Source organism: Alteromonas portus, from assembly GCF_005117025.1.
Classification (GTDB): domain Bacteria; phylum Pseudomonadota; class Gammaproteobacteria; order Enterobacterales; family Alteromonadaceae; genus Alteromonas; species Alteromonas portus.
Genome location: NZ_SWCO01000005.1, coordinates 190,435 through 210,255, shown reverse-complemented (window position 1 = coordinate 210,255; position 19,821 = coordinate 190,435). Strand labels below are relative to the sequence as shown.

Sequence of the window (19,821 nt, the reverse complement as noted above, 5' to 3'; positions counted from 1 at the left end):
GCTAAAGTAGTGTCGCTTCACAACCATTACTCTAATTCGACAGAGAGTGCTTCATTCCACGGCACGCTTATCTCATAGTTTCCTTTACGAGTTTTATATTGATAGACAGTGGTTGAAAAGGCAATGGACTCGACGTCTATGTTTTCTTCGATAGTGAGGGTTACATTTACCGCTTGGAAAAAGCGAAAACGGTATTTAACGTCTTCAGCAAGTACGTTCGACTCACCGGATTTAAGCGTAATGGGCTTACCGTTTCGTGTACCCACAACCGCGATATCTAAATTGCCATTTATCACTGCTTTTTTCTGTTTAGATTGCAGTAAAACCAACCTGAGTTGATAAGTATTTTCGCTTAATTTAAAAACCTCTACCCCTTCAATAGCAAAGCCGTCGTCGGTTTTCTCTGGTGCCATGACCCTTTCGTAGAAACTTAAAAGCTCTTGCTGGGCCTCAAGCTCTTTTTTCTGTTCACTTAACGTATTAGTAATATTCTCTGCTTCAAGTTTGGAAAGCTCCATGGCGACTTCAAGCTGATTTACTTTTGTGGTTAACGCATTGTTTTCTTCTGATAATAAGGCAATCGTTTCTTGCTGAGCCTGTACTCTTTTACTGTCGCCTTCATCAAGAATTCGCGCTAACTTGTAGCCAAACCCAACCATGGCAAACATGATAAACGCCACTAACAGTGTCCATTTGTAGTTGCCTAATACTTCTTTTAATTGATCTGTCGTCATGATTTCTACTTCAACAAAAAACACCACGCGCTAAGGCGCTCTAAACATTATGAATTTTAGGTGTTTATGGTAAGCTTCTCTTTACGTTAATCTACTGTACCACAACATGCGCTTGCAGGCTTTAAGAGAGGAAGTAGCTCATCCACGCACATCCATTCAGTTGTGCATGCTGGGCATTGTAGGGGGAACCTGTGCGGCGTTTATCATTATACTGTTTCGGCTGTGCGTAGAATGGCTACAAGAAACGGGCGTTACGTCGCTTCAATCGGTTCTAGCCTACGACTGGTTAGTTTGGCTTATCATGCCTTTTATCAGTGTAGGATTAATTTTATTTATCGCCTTTCTTACCGGCTTCAAGCACTACCGTTTGGGCATTCCCTTTGTTATTCACAGAGTGAAGTACTATTACGGTCATATCCCATTTAGAACCACCATTAACCAATTCTTTGGAGGCATGCTAGCTCTTGCCGGCGGTTTCGTTGTTGGTCGAGAAGGCCCCTCCGTTCATTTGGGGGCATCAGGCAGTAGTTTCCTAGGGCAATGGCTTCGCTTACCTTATAACAGCATTCGAATTCTTGCCGGCTGCGGCATTGCAGCGGGGATTTCGGCATCATTCAATACACCTTTTGCTGCTGTAATTTTCGTTATGGAGGTGGTGCTTAGAGAGTACAAAATACATATTTTTGTTCCCGTTATGCTAGCAGCTGCTTGTGGCTCTGTACTCACTCGCATTGTCTTTGGAGAGATAAACGAGCTGTCATTTTTATCGTTTAATGCATTTAGCCAGTGGATGTATTTCTATTTAGTGTTATTAGGCATTCTTCTAGGCATGTTGGCGGTCTTATTTAATAGCCAATTAATGCGCGTAATGACGTGGTTCAGGCCGGTTTCTATGGTGTGGCGCTTAATACTTGCTGCGCTAATTACAGGCACCATCGGAATGTTTATACCTGAAGCCCTTGGCGCCAACTTTATTGATGTTGAGCACTTATTTGATAGCTCGCCCGGAGCGCTTTTGTTGGTTTCTACCTTGGTGTTTAAAGTTATCTTGGCAGTGTTTGCTATTGGCCTTGGTATTCCGGGCGGGATTATTGGCCCAGTTATGGTCATTGGCATGCTCGCTGGCGCTGTACTTCTATTGCCATTGTCGTACTTCGTTAATGTACCCGAATTTACCAACAGCTTCGCCTTATTGGGCATAGCTGGCATGTTGACTGCCGTATTGCATGCCCCTCTTGCGGCGCTTTCTGCAGTTATGGAGCTGTCGTACAGCCCTCAAATCATTCTGCCAGCCATGCTGGTAATTGTGCCCGCATACGTAACTTCGACACAGTTTTTTGGCAACCGTTCCATTTTCATACGTCAGCTTGACTATCAGAACCTCCCGTATGCTATCTCATCTATTCGTGAAGCCCTTGAAAAGACAGGTGTGCTTGCGGCAATGAATACAGATTACAAGCTATTTCACGATGCGCCAGAACAGGCTTTAATCAATTACTTAGAAAGCGATCCGACAAAAATTGTCATTCAGAAGTCAAAATTTGAAATAGATGTGCAGTATAAGCTGGTCCAATACAATGTAAGTTTAGAACACGATGCAACAGCGTTAAACTATTATGAAATGGAAGGCATTGATGCGCAGTCTACTTTGCATGAAGTGTACGAACATCTTAAAAATTCGCGCTCTGGCGCAGTTTATATTTACGATCAGGAGCTTAACGATATCATTGGCGTAGTGACGTGGAATATCTTACAAAGCTTCTTACAGAAGGCTCATTATTAGTATGTACATATTATGGTTTAAAGCACTGCACATCTTTTTTATGTTAGCTTGGATGGCAGGGCTTTTCTATTTACCGCGACTTTTCGTTTACCATGCAACGACCAAGTCTCAAGTGGTAAAAGACGAATTTAAGGTCATGGAACGCCGACTTTGGTTCTTTGTAACTCCATTCGCCTTATTAACTTTGGTGTTCGGCGTTGCCCTTATTGTCAGCTATGGTGGTACTTGGTTTAAAATGTCGGGGTGGCTTCATATAAAGTTGCTGCTATTGCTTGCTATTTACGGTTACCACTTCTATTTGTTTAAGTTAATGAAGCAATTCGCACGGGATGAAAATAGACACACTCCGCGCTTCTACCGTTTTTTAAATGAAGCCCCAGTGTTGATTATCCTGGCTATCGTATGCTTGGCCGTAGTAAAACCGTTATAAGTTAACAACGAACCAAACTTAACCGGCAAGCGTAAATAAATTAGGAAGTCAGTACTGAAGGAATTTGTACTGCAGTGTGATGTAAAAAGTTTTTGAAAAGTAATGTAGAGCGTGTTGTAGGCATTGCACATAGCCGCCCGAAGTTTGCTGTACTTCGGGTTTATTGAATTGTTTTTATCGGAATATTCACCATGGATGACAGTAATCAACACCTCAAGCACTTGTTAAGGCAAACCGATATAGCCTTTAAAGCGCTTATGAGAGAGCCTGCTTCGCGGCTACTTAATGAGCAATACGAAAAAGCAAAGCTAGAGCTAGATAGCTACACCGCTTCGCTTAAACACACGTTGAATCAACGCCACCAACAGCAGAGACAACGCTAAAATTGGTTTAGCGTTGTGTGGTTTATTTTTCCTTTCAGTTCAATGGCGCTCAGTTAGTCACTAAGTTATTTTGTTAAAGGTTTCAAATTGATTGGGTAATGCACCTGCAAGCTCCCCTGATAACTTAGTGTAATCTGCCAACATTGCAGGAATTTGTTTAACAAGCATATTTATATTGCGTTCAAGCTGATCAGCTTGATTATCGTTTCTGTAAGACAAGGCCAGCTCAAAATTAGCGAGCGTTGAGAAAAGCTTTAAACATCGAGACAAACGAGCTTCTGCTGGCTCTGTATGTTCAGTTTCGTCATTATTGCGCTCGTTCTTGTTCGCCTTGTTTTTTTCTATATGTTTTTCCCAATGGTTCCATGCATTTTGCCACACTGGCTCTAATTGCTTGTGCACGTGTAAAAGCCCGTTTAGCCAGCTTTCTAATTCTTTTGAAGGCCTCGTCGCACCTTGTACCTCTATCGCAACGGTTAATTCACTGGGTATGGGCGACTTTTCCTGACGCATAAAATCTAAATGCGCCCGCAAGCCATTCATTAAGGTGTCGGCAAGCCTATCTACGTCTTTGTCTACAAGGTGGCTATCACTTGACTGTATGAGCCAAGGCATCCACTGTTCGGGCATGGGAATTTCTGGTGCGGAGGCAACGGCAAAGATCATTCCATCTACGTAATAAGCATCCGGAAGCACATTTTCGAAACTGGGATGCGAAACAATATCGCTGATTGTGTTTATTGGAAACCCATCTTTCACCATTACCATCCTATTTTAATTTGCGTTCTCTTTTATGAAGCGGTAGTCTGCGCGGCCACTTTGTAGAGGCATGTTTTGTAACCTTTTATCTACCCAAAATAATGGGAAATAAGGTAAAGAGTAAACAACAAACTTCTAAACTGGGTACGCGACAATAGGTTTAAAACCAATCTGTTACTGTATTGGTTTAGCGGTACTGTTGCGTGCTCGCCTACCTATTGTCATGATAGCAAAACTTAACTAAGAGTCGTTGCAATGGCAAAAGATAAATCAGGATACATCATCGCGGCCGCCTTTATTGGCCCTGGAACAGTAACTACGGCAAGTCTGGCAGGTGCAAACTTTGGCTTTCACCTAGTATGGGCGCTCCTTTTCTCCATATTCGCAACCATAGTATTGCAAGACATGGCAGCGCGTTTAGGTGTGGCCAGCGGCCAAGGCCTAGCCAGTGCAATGAAAGATATGGCTTACAAGCCATGGCTTAAGAACGCCTTTATCGTTCTTATTGTCAGTGCTATTGGTATTGGTAATGCTGCGTACGAGTCAGGTAACTTAACCGGCGCTGCAATCGGCCTAGACGCATTTATCAACATAGGTATAGGCCCTTGGGCCAGCATTTTGGGTACTATTGCTATTGTTCTACTTTGGTCGGGCAGCTATAAGTGGATAGAGACAGTACTAGTGTATCTGGTCTTTATCATGGCTGGTGTGTTTTTAGTGACGCTGTTGGTAGCCAAACCTGATATTGCTGCCATGTTTAGTCAATTCACCTCACCAAAACTAGATGCAGATGCTATTACGACGGTTCTTGCCCTCATTGGTACCACCATAGTGCCTTACAACTTGTTTCTTCACGCTAGTCTGGTAGCAAAATCATCGAAAGACCAAGATAAACAAGAAGCAGTTGTGGCGTGCCGAAACCAGTCAGCTAAAGCTATTAGCATGGGTGGGCTTATTACGCTTATTGTAATGGCAACAGCAATGATGGCGTTCTTCAATCAGGCTGCCACTATGGACGCTTCAAACATGGGCGAGCAGCTTAAACCTGTGTTAGGTGACAAAGCCCAGTGGTTCTTTGCACTAGGATTGTTCGCCGCAGGCTTGACCAGCGCTATCACTGCTCCACTAGCTGCCGCTTATGCGGTAACAGGAGCGCTGGGGCTTTCTGACGATATGCAAAGCAAGGGCTTTAAAGCGGTATGGTTTATCATAATTATTGTAGGTGTAAGTGTTGCAGCACTTGGCTTTAAGCCCCTACCCGCCATCTTGTTTGCTCAAGCGACTAATGCACTTTTACTGCCAATCATTGCCATATTTCTACTGGTCGTTATGAATAAAAGCACCGCCTTGGGTGAATTTAGAAACACATGGAAAAGTAACCTAGCAGGCTTTCTAGTAGTGGGTACTGTAATTGGACTGGGTTTGTATAAATTAATCGGCGTATTTAGCTAATCTCAAAAATGGCAAAAATGGGGTCAGAGTAACTTTCTTCCTTTGTATAGCTTTGCAGTGTGCACTCGCAGGTAACAGTGAAATTTCGTTACTAACAAAATAACTGCATATGAGAAGGGCCAAAGTAATACTTTGGCCCTTTTTAATAGAAAGCGTAGTTACAAAAAGTACTCTGACCCCATTTTGGGGCTGAAAAAGTACTCTGACCCCAATTTTTAGCTGGCGAGGCGTTGAAGAATATCTTGGAGCATCGCTTTACTGCAGCCAAAGTTAATTCTGAAATGATCTGCCTTGTGAAAGTCGATGCCTGGTGAGGGACCTACGCCCTTCTCTTCGGCCCACTGCTGAACGTTTTCTACACCTAGCCCGCTGGCGTCGACCCACGCAAGGAACGTCGCATCAGCCTTTAGCATTTTAAGGCCGTCAATGCTGTTTACTGTGTTAAACACCATGTCTCTGTTTTCACGCAAGTAGGTAAGTTGCTGCTGATGCCACTCGTCACATTGTGTGAATGCTGCTTCTGTTGCCGCTAACCCCAATACAGTAACCCAAGGTACGATGCCCGCGGCGGCGTTGGTAAATGCCTGACGCAGTTGACGATTAGGAATAATGGCAAAAGACGTACCTAAGCCAGCAATATTAAATGTTTTACTGGCAGCCATTAGCGTAACGCTATTTTCAGCAAGATTGGACTCGCGGCCCGCCGGTATGTGCTGTTTGCCATCTTCTAGAATAAGGTCGCAGTGAATTTCATCAGAGCAAAGCTTAACGTTGTTCGCGTTACAAATCTCAGCAATGCGATCTAATTCAGCTTTACTAAGCACCGAACCTACCGGGTTCATCGGGTTACAAAGAATAAATAGCTTACATTTAGGATCGGCAGCTTCTCTTTCTAACGCCTCAAAATCTAACGTATAGCGCGCACCTTCTACACCTGAAATATTATCAGAACTCGTGCCGTCGGCATTTTGCACTACCGTGCCTATATCTACTCGTTCAAGACCATTTAATCTTGGGGCAGCCAGTAGAGGCGGATAATTAGGTGTTTGAATAAGTACTTTATCACCGGGTTCACAATACGCTTTACACGCTACGTTAAACGCTGGCACAACGCCAGGAGTCCACACTAGCCACTCGGGTTGAATTTCCCAACTATGCTTATCTTTAAGCCACCTCACTACAGCCTGAATGGCACCTTCGTGATGTGCGGGCAGTATGTAACCCATGTTGCCATGTTCAACCTGACCCGAAATGGCGTCTAGAATTGGCTGCGCGCAACGAAACTCGGTATCAGCAACCCACGCAGGAATGATGTCTTTTCCTTTGTACTTTTGCCATTTAAACGAAAACGTGTCTTTTCTAGGTGGGGTATTATCGAATAAGGCGCTCACATTACATCCTGTTGCATAAAAACTTATGCCAACAGTGTAGAATTTTAGCGCCTCATAAACTAGGGGCGTGAGATGAATTAACTCGAATTTGCTATATCGAAATGTACTTAATTAGAGATAAAGTAACACTTCAATAAAATCAAAGATATTACGTACTTTGCTGTACCTATCGCGTTTTACATCGATAGAATTAACTCCAAAGTCGATTTTGACCCACATGCATACATTTAACGTGCGATACATCAAATGTGAAACAACCTGTAGGCTTAGCTGGCGTGCGACACCGCCTCTTTCGATTTTTGAACTAGCTCTTCCATATTGAGTGGCTTAGCCAAAAAACCGGTGACTTGCAGCTTACGCGCTTCTATCACTAACTCTTTATTGGGGTCGGCAGTAATGAGTAAAAATGGAACATTTAAACCCGACGACTGACAAGTTTTTAGAAGACTCAGTCCATCATAATCCGGCATTACTTGGTCACTGATGATCAAGCTGATAGATTCCGCGGTTTGTTGCAGCAAAAAATCCCTTGCAAACTTACTACGCGTGAACGGATATACGGTAGCGTCTAACTGCGTTTCCAACGCGTCAGTGATAAGGTCAAGCGTGATAGGATCATCTTCTACTACTGCTACAGAAAACACTACCCTTCCCCTTTTTGTTAGGTCATTAGATGTAAATATTACAACGACTTAGCTTGCGTGTTAAGGCATCAGTCAATTATACCAATCCGCATAGATAAATGCTCACTCTCGCTGAGCGAGTATTGATCTATACGGACTGATATTTTCAAGCATAGAGTCTCTGAACGCTTTTAACCACTAACCTTTGGTCGATATTTAAACTTTTTATAACGTTTCGATGATAATGCTAAAAAGCAGCTTTTTTAATAGGAGTGGCGGTGTGTAAGTTGTTACACGATTTGAAAATTTTCAGGCAAAATTCTTCAGGAAATAAAATAAAAAATGCCAGCAGAAGCTGGCATTTTTAAAATCGATTTAAGTCTTAGAAAAAATTAAGACTTAGGCGCACGTGATGCACGCTTACGCTCGTTTTCTGTAAGAAGCTTCTTACGAATACGGATAGACTCAGGCGTAACTTCTACTAGTTCGTCGTCATCGATGAACTCAAGCGCTTGCTCAAGTGACATTCTGATAGGCGGAACAAGTGTTTGCGCTTCGTCAGTACCTGATGCACGAACGTTAGTAAGCTGCTTACCCTTAAGCGCGTTTACAGTAAGGTCGTTGTCACGGCTGTGAATACCGATAACCATACCTTCATAAACTTCAACACCGTGACCGATAAATAGGCGACCGCGTTCTTGAAGGTTAAACAGCGCGTTAGTTAGTGCTTTACCATTTGCGTTGGCAATAAGTACACCGTTCTTACGCTTACCAATGATACCGCCTTTGTACGGACCATAGTGATCGAATGTGTGGTATAGCAAACCAGAACCTGACGTCAACGTCATGAACTCTGTTTGGAAACCAATTAGACCACGGCTTGGAATGATAAAGTCGATACGTACACGACCTTTACCATCTGGAGACATATCAGTCATTTCCGCTTTACGCAGACCAAGCTGCTCCATGATTGAACCCTGGTGCTGCTCTTCACAGTCGATAGTCAAGGTTTCATATGGTTCTTGCGTTGCGCCGTCAACTTCTTTCAGAATTACTTCTGGACGTGACACTGCAAGCTCGTAACCTTCACGACGCATGTTCTCGATAAGAATACCAAGGTGAAGTTCACCACGACCAGATACGCGGAACTTGTCAGGATCAGGCATTTCTTCAACGCGAAGTGCAACGTTATGAACTAGTTCGTCTTTAAGGCGCTCAAGGATGTTACGTGAAGTTACGTACTTACCTTCTTTACCTGCAAACGGTGACGTATTTACCTGGAACGTCATGGTTACTGTAGGCTCGTCAACCGTTAGTGGAGGAAGCGCTTCTACTGTGTTCACGTCGCAGATTGTGTCAGAGATCTTAAGCTCGCCAAGACCTGTAATTGCAATGATGTCACCCGCGTGCGCAGATTCAACTTCGTGACGAGCAAGACCAAGATAACCATATACCAAGCCAACTTTACCGTTGCGCTTCTTGCCATCGGCAGTAACAACCGTTACTTGTTGGTTAGGCTTAACAGAACCACGCTTAACACGACCTACGCCGATTACACCCACGTATGAGTTGTAGTCAAGCTGAGAGATCTGCATTTGGAATGCGCCATCGATATCTGCATCAGGTGGAGAAACTTGGTCAACGATAGTTTGGAACAACGCCGTCATATCGTCTTCTTTAGTATCTGCGTCTAGTGATGCCCAACCGTTAAGTGCAGACGCATAAACAACTTGGAAATCTAGCTGTTCGTCAGTTGCACCTAGGTTGTCGAATAGGTCGAAAACTTGATCCATAACCCAGTCAGGACGCGCACCAGGCTTGTCGATTTTGTTGATAACAACAATTGGCTTAAGACCTTGAGCAAATGCCTTTTGCGTAACGAAACGAGTTTGTGGCATCGGACCTTCTTGCGCATCTACAAGTAGAAGTACAGAGTCAGCCATCGACATTACACGCTCTACTTCACCACCGAAGTCAGCGTGTCCTGGAGTATCTACGATGTTAATACGGTAGTCGTTCCAGTTAATCGCTGTGTTCTTAGCTAGGATGGTAATGCCACGTTCTTTCTCGATGTCGTTCGAGTCCATTACGCGCTCTTCTTGCTCGCCTCGAGATTCAAGGGTGCCAGACTGCTGTAACAGTTTGTCTACCAGGGTGGTTTTACCGTGGTCAACGTGGGCGATGATTGCGATATTACGCAATTTATTAATATCAGTGGTATTCATGCTTATATAGAGCCTGTGTAAATCAACGTCTACTTCAATTCAGTGGAAAGGAGTATGCGTTAGATTTGTTGCAAAAAAATGCAGATAGAGAAATTTGCGCGGATTGTACAGAAAAACCACGACGTTTGCGCATCTTTTTTTTAATGGAAACGAGTTTTATTGGTTTTCCAACACTTGATTAACAAATAGACAATGCTATTGCACTGAATTGATCATAATAGGTGGCTATACATTACAAAGTAATCTAGGCTGATTGACGTACAACTGAGCAAAAACACCACAATGGTGCACCACTGCATCATTGTGGTGCATTTTATTTCAAATGGAAGTGATAGATGGCCGTCTATGCCACAGAAATCGGCACACATATAGATGGCATGATAATCGCTTTCACTTTTGCCACTGTTGGAGTGAAGCTGATCATTCCGCATTTTTACATTAAACCTGGAGGACACGATGTCAGTAGAAAAGGCATTAGAGCTGATTAAAGAAAGTGAAGCGAAGTTTGTAGATTTACGTTTTACCGATACCAAGGGTAAAGAACAACACGTATCTATCCCTGCGAGCGTTGTTGATGAAGAGTTTTTCGAAGAAGGTAAAATGTTCGACGGTTCTTCAATCGCTGGCTGGAAAGGCATCAACGAATCAGACATGGTTCTTCTTCCAGATGCTGACAGCTGCGTAGTTGACCCTTTCGCTGAAGAAACTCAAGTAAATATCCGCTGTGACGTGGTTGAGCCTTCTACAATGGAAGGTTATGAGCGTGACCCACGTTCAGTTGCTCGTCGTGCTGAAGAATTCCTAAAATCAACTGGCATCGGTGACACATGTTTCTTTGGCCCAGAGCCAGAGTTTTTCCTTTTTGATGACGTACGCTTTCACACTGACATGGCGGGCTCTTTCTACAAGATCGACGCTGCTGAAGCTAAGTGGAACTCGGGCGAAGAGTTCGAAGGCGGCAACATGGCACACCGCCCTGGCGTTAAAGGCGGTTACTTCCCAGTGCCTCCAGTAGACTCTGCTCACGATATCCGTGCTGCAATGTGTCTAGTTATGGAAGAGATGGGCCTTGTTATCGAAGCGCACCACCACGAAGTAGCAACTGCTGGCCAAAACGAAATTGCTTGCCAATTCAATACGCTAGTTAAGAAAGCTGACGAAATCCAAGTTTACAAGTATGTTGTTCACAACGTTGCACATGCATACGGTCAAACAGCTACCTTTATGCCTAAGCCGCTTGTTGGCGATAACGGTTCTGGTATGCACTGTCACCAATCTATCTCTAAAGATGGCGTAAACATCTTTGCAGGTGACAAGTACGCAGGTCTTTCTGAAGAAGCACTTTACTACATTGGTGGTATCATCAAGCACGCGCGTGCAATCAACGCGTTTGCTAACGCTTCTACTAACTCATACAAGCGTCTAGTTCCTGGATTCGAAGCACCGGTAATGCTTGCATACTCTGCACGTAACCGTTCTGCGTCTATTCGTATTCCTCACGTAACTAGCGATAAAGCACGTCGTATTGAAGTACGTTTCCCTGACCCAACAGCTAACCCATACCTAGCGTTCACCGCTATGCTTATGGCAGGTATCGACGGTATTAAGAACAAGATCCACCCTGGTGATTCAATGGATAAAGACTTGTACGACCTACCGCCAGAAGAAGCTGCTGAAATTCCAACAGTTGCAAGCTCGCTAGAAATGGCGCTTGAAGCTCTTGATAACGACCGTGACTTCCTTAAAGCCGGTGGCGTTATGACTGACGACATGATTGATGCATACATCGACCTTAAGTCTGAAGAAGTAACTAAACTTAACATGACTACTCACCCTGTTGAGTTTGACATGTACTACAGCGTGTAATTTCACTCTGTATAGCGATTTATACTAAAGCCCGCAATGCGGGCTTTTTTTATGCGCGCTAATTATCTACTATGTCCTTATTCATTATTAAGAAGTACTTACAAAGATTACGTTTTCGGTATATTTCATTGCATGCTACATCTATTCTGAATTAGCCAATCACATATGCGATAAGCCATGGTAATCAGTTAGCACCCTTCAAAACAGGTTAATTAGGTAATAACACGTGCAAAAGATGACGCGAAACTTCTGCTTAATTTCACTGCTATCAGTTAGTTGTTATGGGTTGCTTTCACCACAAGCCGCTGCGCTTAATCAAGATAGCGAACGACAGATTACGCTGCAGGAAACACAAAAAGACTCACAAAATAATGTAGCACCACAGAGTGCTAGCACCCCTACCGCTGCAACCTCTTCTTCTAAAATGACAATCTATAAGGTAATTGGAAAAGACGGCGTAGTGACTTACACCGATAAGCCACAGAGAAATGCAGAGCCATTAGCGTTCGATGGTAAGACACAAAATGTCGTAACCGCGCCTAAGGTTTCCCCACTTCCGTCACCCAAGCCTGTAGCACCAAAACCGAATTATCGCGTAGTAATAAAATCTCCTGCACCAGAAGCGACAATTCGAAATAATTTGGGTGAAATCACAATCTCTGCCGCACAACCTGGTGCACAGAAAGCGCCAATCTACCGATTAATATTTGATGACGCCCCATTAGTTAGCAATAGTTCAGGTGTTTTTAAACTATCTGGTATCCATCGTGGGGCACACACTTATAAAGTTGAACTAACCAACAATACGGGCAAGACTCTTGCATCGTCTCCAGTACAAACCCTTTACCTACATCAGGCATCGGCGTTAATTAATAACTAATAGCGTGCAACCATTGTTATGTATGCGCACCATAGAGGTTCAGTGAACATTTCTTCTTGAGCTCTTTATTCGCGTAACGCAGCATTGCAAGCTACAATGCACAATTATAGTGCAAAGGAGACGAGCTCGGATGCATTCCACCGAGTTAGAAACACAACAGCTTATTAATAGCCTTAATACCGCATTGGTGATGGTAGACAATAAACTTACTATTGTTTATGCCAACCATGCGGGCGAAGCTCTATTTGAAACGGGGTTGAAGCAACTTATTGGGCACCCACTTCAAGACTTTTTCCTGCCTGGCACAATTGAGACCACTCGCCTTAAGGCCGCCATCAGGAAGGGGGAGGATTTCACAGAAAATGAAATCAAATTGGCATTTAGAGATAACCGTTATGTCTCCGCCGACTTAACCGTCACAAATTTACACTTTGAAGACGGTCCCAGGCTGTTGTTTGAAGTAAAAAAGATTGACCAGCAAAAACGAATTTCTCGAGAGAATTTACAAAACGCACAGCATTATGCTGCACGAGAGTTAGTAAGGGGTTTAGCCCACGAGATAAAGAATCCACTAGGCGGGATTCGAGGCGCAGCCCAGCTATTAGAAAAAGAGCTATCAGAAGATCACAAAGAGTTTACGCGCATGATCATCGAGCAATCGGATCGTTTACGAAACTTAGTTGACCGCCTACTAGGTCCAAATTCGTTGCCTCGGTTTGAAGAAAGTAATGTGCATCAAGCGCTTGAAAAAATACGCAGCTTAATGCGCTTTGACTCAGACAATCCTATTACTATAGTTCGCGATTACGATCCGAGTATTCCACCGCTCATGCTAGACCCAGACATGATCCAGCAAGCGGTACTCAATATTGTGCGAAACAGCGTTCAGGCATTAACCGAAAGCCAAACCCCTAACCCACAAATTAAGTTAATAACGCGAATAGAACGCCAAATGACAATTCAAACGAAGCGTCATGCACTAGTAGCTAAAATTAAAATTATTGATAACGGCCCGGGCATTCCAGCTGAAATAAAAGACACGCTTTTCTATCCCATGGTCACGAGTAAGCAAAATGGCTCTGGGCTGGGTTTGTCTATCTCACAAACCCTTATTAATCACCACGGCGGCAAAATAGATGTAGATAGCTACCCTGGTCACACTGAGTTCGTAATTTACATACCAATAGATCGTAAGGAGACAGACGATGACGAATGAGTCTGTGTGGATTGTCGATGACGACAGTTCTATTCGTTGGGTGCTGCAAAAGGCCTTACAAGCAGCCGATATCAGCTGTTTGAGTTTTGAAAACCCTGAAGATTTATTGCTTCAACTTCAAAGCGGTCAAGCCCCTGAAGTCATCATTTCAGATATAAGAATGCCACAAATGGACGGCATGACGTTACTGAACGAAGTACATGCATCTCACCCACTGCTGCCTGTTATTATTATGACGGCGCATTCAGATTTGGACAGCGCGGTGAATGCTTATCAAAAAGGGGCATTCGAATATTTGCCAAAGCCTTTTGATATTGACGAGGCGGTAACCTTAACGCAGCGCGCGCTTGCTCACGCAAGAGAGCAGTCAACCGTTTCTAAAGCACAAGTTGAAGATGTAGTAACGGAAATTATTGGTGAAGCACCTGCCATGCAGGAAGTGTTTCGTGCCATAGGTCGCCTGTCTCGATCTTCAATTAGCGTGCTTATCAACGGGCAATCGGGTACGGGTAAAGAACTTGTGGCGCACGCGCTACACAGGCACAGCCCTAGAGCAAGTAAACCCTTCATTGCGCTAAATATGGCCGCTATTCCCGCCGATTTAGTAGAGTCTGAACTATTCGGACATGAAAAGGGCGCGTTTACCGGAGCCCAGGCTGCTCGTCAGGGCCGCTTTGAGCAAGCCGATGGCGGTACTTTATTCTTAGACGAAATCGGTGATATGCCGCTAGATGTGCAAACCCGCCTACTGCGCGTGCTCGCAGACGGTCAGTTTTATCGCGTTGGTGGACATCAGTCGGTGAGTGTAGACGTACGTATCATCGCTGCAACTCACCAAAACTTAGAGCAGAGGGTTGCTGAAGGTAAGTTTAGGGAAGACTTATTCCACCGCTTAAACGTTATTCGTGTGCATCTGCCATCGCTTAACGAGCGCCGCGAAGACATACCATTACTCACTCGTCATTTCCTGCGTCGAGCAGCTAAAGAACTCGATGTAGAGGCCAAAAGCATATCGAAAGACGCTGAACGCGTCATGTCGCAACTTCCATGGCCGGGTAATGTTCGACAGCTTGAAAACGTGTGCAGATGGTTAACCGTAATGGCAAGTGGGCAGGAAGTTCTGCCAAGCGATCTGCCACCGGAAATTCATAGCGATAGCAGTATTGAAAAGCCTACAGCAGAGTCTGGTGATTGGCCTGACTTACTCGCAAGCTGGACCGACAAACAGCTTCGCGACGGCCATCACAACATTCTAAATGACGCGATGCTTACGTTTGAGCGCGTTATGCTTGAACGTGCGCTTCAGCACACACACGGCCACAAGCAAGATGCTGCTAAACGTTTAGGATGGGGAAGAAACACGCTTACAAGAAAATTAAAAGAATTAGGTGTTAACTAAGCCTATGCGTTTTCCAGATAGCAGAGAAAGCCCTCTGCTATCTGATACTCTTTTAATCAATGCCCTTTGGTTAAAAGCGCTGTCATAGCCTGATTAAACAGTCGTACCCACTTCATACTAAACTGCCCTTTGGCACTACGGTTGATCTCAATTACCGCTTCTTTTTTAGAAAGCACATTATCTTCATTGTGCGCTCTTGGATGCGTCATTGCATCGTAGGTGTCAACAATTGCGAGCAGTTTGGCACCCTCACAAATATCGTCTTCCTTGATCCCCAGTGGATAACCTGTTCCATCTGTGCGTTCGTGATGCTGCATCACTATTTTACGGGCCATATCCCACTGATCTAAATGCTCTAGAAGACGTGCACTTTTATACACATGAGAACGCATCAGGTTGAATTCGATATCGCTTAACTCATCGCCTTTGTGCAATAGCTTTAACGGCATAAACGCCATACCGAAATCGTGAACATAACTAGCGACTGCCAGTTGATCTTCGTCAATTGGCTTTTCAGCAACATCGTTGATGTACATAGCCAACTTGGCAATGCGGTCGCCTCTTCCGGCCCAATAATTAGAGCGACGTTCGATGGTTTGCATCAAGTCACGGAAGAACAAAATATCTTGTTTTTTCTCGCTACTAATATCTTTCGGTATACCCGTGGCCGCTAATGTGGGTGGCTTTATCTGCACACTTTGTGGGTCGTCATCATCAGCAACAATATCTAACGCTGGATTTAACAGTAACACAGCTTCAGTAAGGCGTTTTTCATGCTCAGCGGTATTATCTGGTGTCACGCGACCAATTGCTAACACCAGTTGATTGTGAAGGTTATCGTCATATTCAGCCTTACCGTCCGCCATCACAGCTTCTACAAAGGCCTTCACTCTATCCATGGTTAGTAGCACCAAGTCGCTCATGGTACTGGTATACGCTACCTGTCCTTTACGTAAATAATCGAGTAAATCTTCAACATGCTGCAAAAGCGGGATCATGGGAGAGAAGTTCACTAAGCCCAAGTCACCCTTAATGGTGTGGATTGAGCGAAACAGAGCACGCTGTAATTCGTTGTCTTCGGGGCGAAGCTCTAGTTCAATCAAGGTTTGTTCACTCGATTCGTAGAGTTCGTTTATTTCCTCCATAAGGTCAGCAAGAATATCTTCTTCTAGGTCGTCTGGAGTAAATGTCTGCATGTAGTGGTTACCGAGTTAGGTTCGATTAAACTATTTATTATTGTAATTCGGTATCGGCAAAATTTCCTCATACTAAAGGCGATAAAGAAAGAACTTTCACAAGGGGCGCGCCTATTTAGTTTCGGCGCTGTAAAAACTCATCGGACAAGTGTACGCTGAAACTTCATCTATACTGCGCGCGTCAATTGTATCTAGGAGTTGTTTTGATCGCTTTATTTCGCATACCGGCACTGTTTATCGCCTTTTTATTAATCAACATTATTTTGCTGATCATTTGTATTGTGCGCCCTTTTCACAAGGATAACGTGCATGCCGCCGGTAGTTTGTATTCGCTTATGGCTAAAATAGTGGGCCTCAAAATTGTTATACAAAGAGACCCCGCTGTAAAAACGAACGAGCCTTATGTTTTTATCGCTAATCATCAAAACAGCTTTGATGTAATTACAATTTGTAAAGCAGCGCTTCCCGGCGTGGTCACTATTGGTAAAAAAAGTTTGAAGTGGATCCCTATCTTCGGCCAAATTTATTGGCTATCTGGGAATATCATGATCGATAGAAAAAACTCTGGGAAAGCCAGAAACACCTTGGATATTGCCGCTAATCGCATTGCCAAAAAGAAAACATCTGTATGGCTTTTTCCTGAAGGCACGAGAAGTTATGGCAGAGGTATTCTACCTTTCAAACAAGGCGCATTTCGTTTAGCCAAAACCACTAATGAGCCGATTGTCATGGTAACGGCTAGCAATTTACACAACAAAGTGAAGTGGAATCGTTGGAACAACGGTATTGTACTGATTGATATTTCTGCGCCTGAACCGCTAATGGAAGAGCGTTCGATCAAAGAGTGGATGGCCTATTTCAATGATGAAATGAAACAAAAGTTTGATGCGCTCAATACACAGGTCGATGAACTGGAAAAAAGCAGGTAAACTTGCGCCTAAATTGCTAACGAGTGTTTATTATGACCCAGTTCGATGAAAGAGAAGAGTGGTACGAGTTTAACCAAGAAACTATTGATGCCCTTCTAGAAGATGGCAGTCAAGCAGATGCCGACTACACCATTGAGCACCATTTCGCCAGCACCGACTTCGACGTGTTAGAAAAGGCAGCCGTTGATGCGTTCAAAGCCGGTTTTGAAGTGACAGATGCCGAAGAGCTTATTCTAGATGATGGCGAGACCATTTTTTGCTTCGATGCCGTGGTAGAAAGAAAGCTAGATATTGAAAAGCTTAATGCTGATTCAGACACTTTGCTAAAAATTGCAGACAAGCACGACGTGACCTACGATGGATGGGGTACGTACTTTGAACCACGTGAGGAAGGTGAATACGAAGAAGAAGACCATTTCTTCGACGACTAAACCTAACCGCCTATTTTACAAGCTGAGGGGTCATTAAGTTACTCTTCAGCTTTTGTTCATCTTTTTTGGTTAACAATGACCCTGTCATTATCGATTGGAAAAGGATGGACAGATGAAAAACTTAGTATTAGCACTTACCGCATACTCTGCTATCGCCACATTACAGCTGGCTCTTTTATCACCTGCACATGCAAATTCTGATAGTAAATCAGAAGATAAACACGTTACCTCAAACGAATTCCGTTACGACAAACCCTTCGTAGCTTCTGAATCACTTTTACCTAAAACAACAGGCGAGCTGGCAAGTGACAGCCTGGTTGAACAGTCTGCCGATAGCACTGTCGCACAACAAAATACAGTTAGTGAAACGAACAAACATCAGCAACATCTTGGTGTAAACAAATCATCAAGCGACATAGTGGTAAGCAGCGTTAACGAATTTTGGATTTATGAAAGTTGGGTAACGCTTGAGCAAGATATTGACTACGACGGTTATCACTCTACATTTTCAATCGAGTTTGACGCCGACACAATTTTTACACGAGCGCCTGTATACGCTGTTTTGTATTTAGGTAAAGAGGGTGTTTACGATGCAATTCACGTATCGTCTGAATTTTATATTTATTCAGAAGATTCAACTGATACATTCACCATCGAAAGTTCATTAGTATCTGGATTTCCACCTAGCGAATACGACATTTTGTTGGAGCTTTACGATGCCGACACTGAAGAGCTAGTGGCTTTTACCGATGCCTATGACGACAGCGCTCTGGCCTATCTTCCTCTTGAAAGTGAAAACAACGAGTACATTGTAGAAGATACGGTAGTAATAGTAGAGGAACACGGTGGTGCTTGGTCGTTACTTCCATTGTTTTTACTAGGTGGCATTGTACTGGTGAGACACTCTCGCCAACGCAACATTTAATTACTGATTGACTTGAAGCATCTCGAAAAGTTAACTGATGATTTGCACGTTCAACATCAGTTAACTTTTGAACCAAGCTCTATTTCTTCAACTTCCACCACTACCTTCTCTACAAGTTTGACTCTGCCTTGCTTCACAAGCGCTTGTCTTAATACATACTCAATTTGTGCATTAACACTACGCAAATCATCAGCGGCCCACCTTTCCATAGCGGCAAGTACATTTTCATTAATCCGAAGTGGATACGCTTTTTTCTTCGCCAAAATAAAAACCTTATGTGCCACAGAGCGCCTCTGCGGCACCAAAATTAGAAACTCAAAACTTTACTAATAAATTGTACCTGTATTAATAACAGGCTGCGTTGATTTATCACCGCACAGCACGACTAGTAGGTTACTGATCATGGTCGCTTTGCGCTCTTCATCTAGCTCAACAACCCCTTTTTCGTTTAGTCGTTGAAGGGCCATTTCAACGGTTCCCACAGCACCATCCACAATTTGCTTACGCGCAGCGACAATCGCTGAGGCCTGTTGACGCTGTAGCATAGCACTTGCGATTTCTTGCGCGTAGGCAAGGTGGCTAATACGAGACTCTAATATGGTGATCCCTGCTTTTGCTAAACGGGCTTGTATTTCTTCTTGTAACCGCTCTGATATCTCTATTGGGTGACTACGAAGGGCCACTTCAGCTTGTTCGTCATCGCGAGGGTCGTAAGGAAAACTACTCGCCATATTACGAATAGCAGACTCACTTTGAATGCGAACAAAGCTTTCATAATCGTCTACGTCAAATACAGCTTCAGCAGTATCCGTTACTTTCCACACTACAATTGACGCTATTTCAATGGGGTTACCCTGGTTATCATTTACCTTTATTTTAGCGCTTTCGAAATTTCTTATGCGAAGTGAAATGTTGGTTCGGCGAAATAATGGAATTGTCCAACGTAAACCTACATCAGAGACAGTACCGACATAGCTTCCGAAAAAAGTCATTACTTTGGCTTGATTTGGTTGCACCATAAAGTACCCCATCCACAGGGCACCAACCAGAAGACTCAATATAATTCCACCCTCTGGACTCCCTCCAACGGCATAGAAAAAAGCCGCAGCCTGTGCAACCAATAAGACACAAATCATCAAATATCCGTTTACTGAAAAACCGTTCTTTTCTTGCATACCCATTACCTTTGATATCATTTT

At 43.7% G+C, this 19,821-nt stretch carries 19 protein-coding genes; 11 read left to right on the top strand and 8 right to left on the bottom strand.

Going from position 1 to position 19,821, the window contains the following annotated elements:
- Positions 1-26: 26 nt before the first annotated feature.
- Positions 27-734, bottom strand: a complete 708-nt coding sequence (locus tag E5672_RS08875; protein ID WP_136781870.1) for a DUF6776 family protein — start codon at positions 732-734, stop codon at positions 27-29.
- A gap of 106 nt (positions 735-840) precedes the next feature.
- Here E5672_RS08875 and E5672_RS08870 point away from each other — a divergent pair, with 106 nt between their 5' ends.
- The 3 genes from E5672_RS08870 (at position 841) to E5672_RS08860 (ending at position 3,330) form a co-directional block, all read left to right on the top strand.
- Positions 841-2,517 carry a chloride channel protein gene (locus E5672_RS08870; RefSeq protein WP_136781869.1) on the top strand — a complete coding sequence of 559 codons (1,677 nt, stop codon included), beginning with the start codon at positions 841-843 and terminating at the stop codon, positions 2,515-2,517.
- 1 nt (position 2,518) lies between these two features.
- The gene (locus E5672_RS08865) at positions 2,519-2,947 is read left to right on the top strand and encodes a CopD family protein (protein WP_136781868.1); all 429 of its coding nucleotides are present in this window, start codon (positions 2,519-2,521) and stop codon (positions 2,945-2,947) included.
- Positions 2,948-3,138: 191 nt separating this feature from the next.
- Positions 3,139-3,330 carry a hypothetical protein gene (locus E5672_RS08860; protein ID WP_136781867.1) on the top strand — a complete coding sequence of 64 codons (192 nt, stop codon included), beginning with the start codon at positions 3,139-3,141 and terminating at the stop codon, positions 3,328-3,330.
- A 60-nt stretch (positions 3,331-3,390) separates the two neighbouring features.
- On the opposite strand, the gene E5672_RS08855 is transcribed toward E5672_RS08860, so the two are convergent.
- On the bottom strand, positions 3,391-4,092 hold the full coding sequence (locus E5672_RS08855; RefSeq protein WP_136781866.1) for a UPF0149 family protein: 702 nt from the start codon (positions 4,090-4,092) through the stop codon (positions 3,391-3,393).
- Positions 4,093-4,344: 252 nt separating this feature from the next.
- Between E5672_RS08855 and E5672_RS08850 the strand changes: the two genes are divergently transcribed.
- Positions 4,345-5,541 carry an Nramp family divalent metal transporter gene (locus E5672_RS08850; RefSeq protein WP_136781865.1) on the top strand — a complete coding sequence of 399 codons (1,197 nt, stop codon included), beginning with the start codon at positions 4,345-4,347 and terminating at the stop codon, positions 5,539-5,541.
- Positions 5,542-5,756: 215 nt separating this feature from the next.
- Here E5672_RS08850 and E5672_RS08845 read toward each other — a convergent pair whose 3' ends face one another.
- The 3 genes from E5672_RS08845 to typA form a co-directional block, all read right to left on the bottom strand.
- On the bottom strand, positions 5,757-6,932 hold the full coding sequence (locus E5672_RS08845; protein ID WP_136781864.1) for a MalY/PatB family protein: 1,176 nt from the start codon (positions 6,930-6,932) through the stop codon (positions 5,757-5,759).
- A 266-nt stretch (positions 6,933-7,198) separates the two neighbouring features.
- Positions 7,199-7,576: a response regulator gene (locus E5672_RS08840; protein WP_136781863.1), complete on the bottom strand. Its 378-nt coding sequence runs from the start codon at positions 7,574-7,576 to the stop codon at positions 7,199-7,201.
- Positions 7,577-7,947: 371 nt separating this feature from the next.
- Positions 7,948-9,780, bottom strand: coding sequence for a translational GTPase TypA (typA, locus tag E5672_RS08835; RefSeq protein ID WP_049588246.1), 1,833 nt, complete (start codon positions 9,778-9,780; stop codon positions 7,948-7,950).
- A 456-nt stretch (positions 9,781-10,236) separates the two neighbouring features.
- Here typA and glnA point away from each other — a divergent pair, with 456 nt between their 5' ends.
- From glnA to glnG, 4 genes are all read left to right on the top strand, one after another.
- Positions 10,237-11,646 carry a glutamate--ammonia ligase gene (gene glnA / locus E5672_RS08830; RefSeq protein ID WP_136781862.1) on the top strand — a complete coding sequence of 470 codons (1,410 nt, stop codon included), beginning with the start codon at positions 10,237-10,239 and terminating at the stop codon, positions 11,644-11,646.
- Between the two features lie 235 nt (positions 11,647-11,881).
- Positions 11,882-12,526, top strand: a complete 645-nt coding sequence (locus tag E5672_RS08825) for a DUF4124 domain-containing protein (protein ID WP_240692215.1) — start codon at positions 11,882-11,884, stop codon at positions 12,524-12,526.
- 130 nt (positions 12,527-12,656) lie between these two features.
- Positions 12,657-13,742: a nitrogen regulation protein NR(II) gene (glnL, locus tag E5672_RS08820; RefSeq protein WP_136781860.1), complete on the top strand. Its 1,086-nt coding sequence runs from the start codon at positions 12,657-12,659 to the stop codon at positions 13,740-13,742.
- Positions 13,732-15,141, top strand: a complete 1,410-nt coding sequence (gene glnG / locus E5672_RS08815; RefSeq protein WP_136781859.1) for a nitrogen regulation protein NR(I) — start codon at positions 13,732-13,734, stop codon at positions 15,139-15,141. Before glnL ends, glnG begins: the two co-directional genes overlap by 11 nt.
- Positions 15,142-15,197: 56 nt before the next feature.
- On the opposite strand, the gene E5672_RS08810 is transcribed toward glnG, so the two are convergent.
- Positions 15,198-16,337 carry an HD-GYP domain-containing protein gene (locus E5672_RS08810; RefSeq protein WP_136781858.1) on the bottom strand — a complete coding sequence of 380 codons (1,140 nt, stop codon included), beginning with the start codon at positions 16,335-16,337 and terminating at the stop codon, positions 15,198-15,200.
- A gap of 203 nt (positions 16,338-16,540) precedes the next feature.
- Here E5672_RS08810 and E5672_RS08805 point away from each other — a divergent pair, with 203 nt between their 5' ends.
- From E5672_RS08805 to E5672_RS08795, 3 genes are all read left to right on the top strand, one after another.
- Complete coding sequence (locus tag E5672_RS08805; protein ID WP_136781857.1) at positions 16,541-17,266, top strand: 1-acylglycerol-3-phosphate O-acyltransferase; 726 nt, start codon at positions 16,541-16,543, stop codon at positions 17,264-17,266.
- Between the two features lie 32 nt (positions 17,267-17,298).
- Positions 17,299-17,697: a ribonuclease E inhibitor RraB gene (rraB, locus tag E5672_RS08800; RefSeq protein WP_136781856.1), complete on the top strand. Its 399-nt coding sequence runs from the start codon at positions 17,299-17,301 to the stop codon at positions 17,695-17,697.
- 112 nt (positions 17,698-17,809) lie between these two features.
- Entirely contained in the window at positions 17,810-18,622 is an 813-nt protein-coding gene (locus E5672_RS08795; RefSeq protein WP_136781855.1) for a choice-of-anchor H family protein, read from the top strand.
- 56 nt (positions 18,623-18,678) lie between these two features.
- On the opposite strand, the gene E5672_RS08790 is transcribed toward E5672_RS08795, so the two are convergent.
- Both E5672_RS08790 and E5672_RS08785 read right to left on the bottom strand, forming a co-directional pair.
- Entirely contained in the window at positions 18,679-18,885 is a 207-nt protein-coding gene (locus tag E5672_RS08790) for a type II toxin-antitoxin system antitoxin (protein ID WP_136782269.1), read from the bottom strand.
- 63 nt (positions 18,886-18,948) lie between these two features.
- A complete protein-coding gene (locus E5672_RS08785) occupies positions 18,949-19,797 on the bottom strand; it encodes an SPFH domain-containing protein (protein ID WP_136782268.1) in 849 nt (282 codons plus the stop codon).
- Between the last annotated feature and the right edge of the window lie 24 nt (positions 19,798-19,821).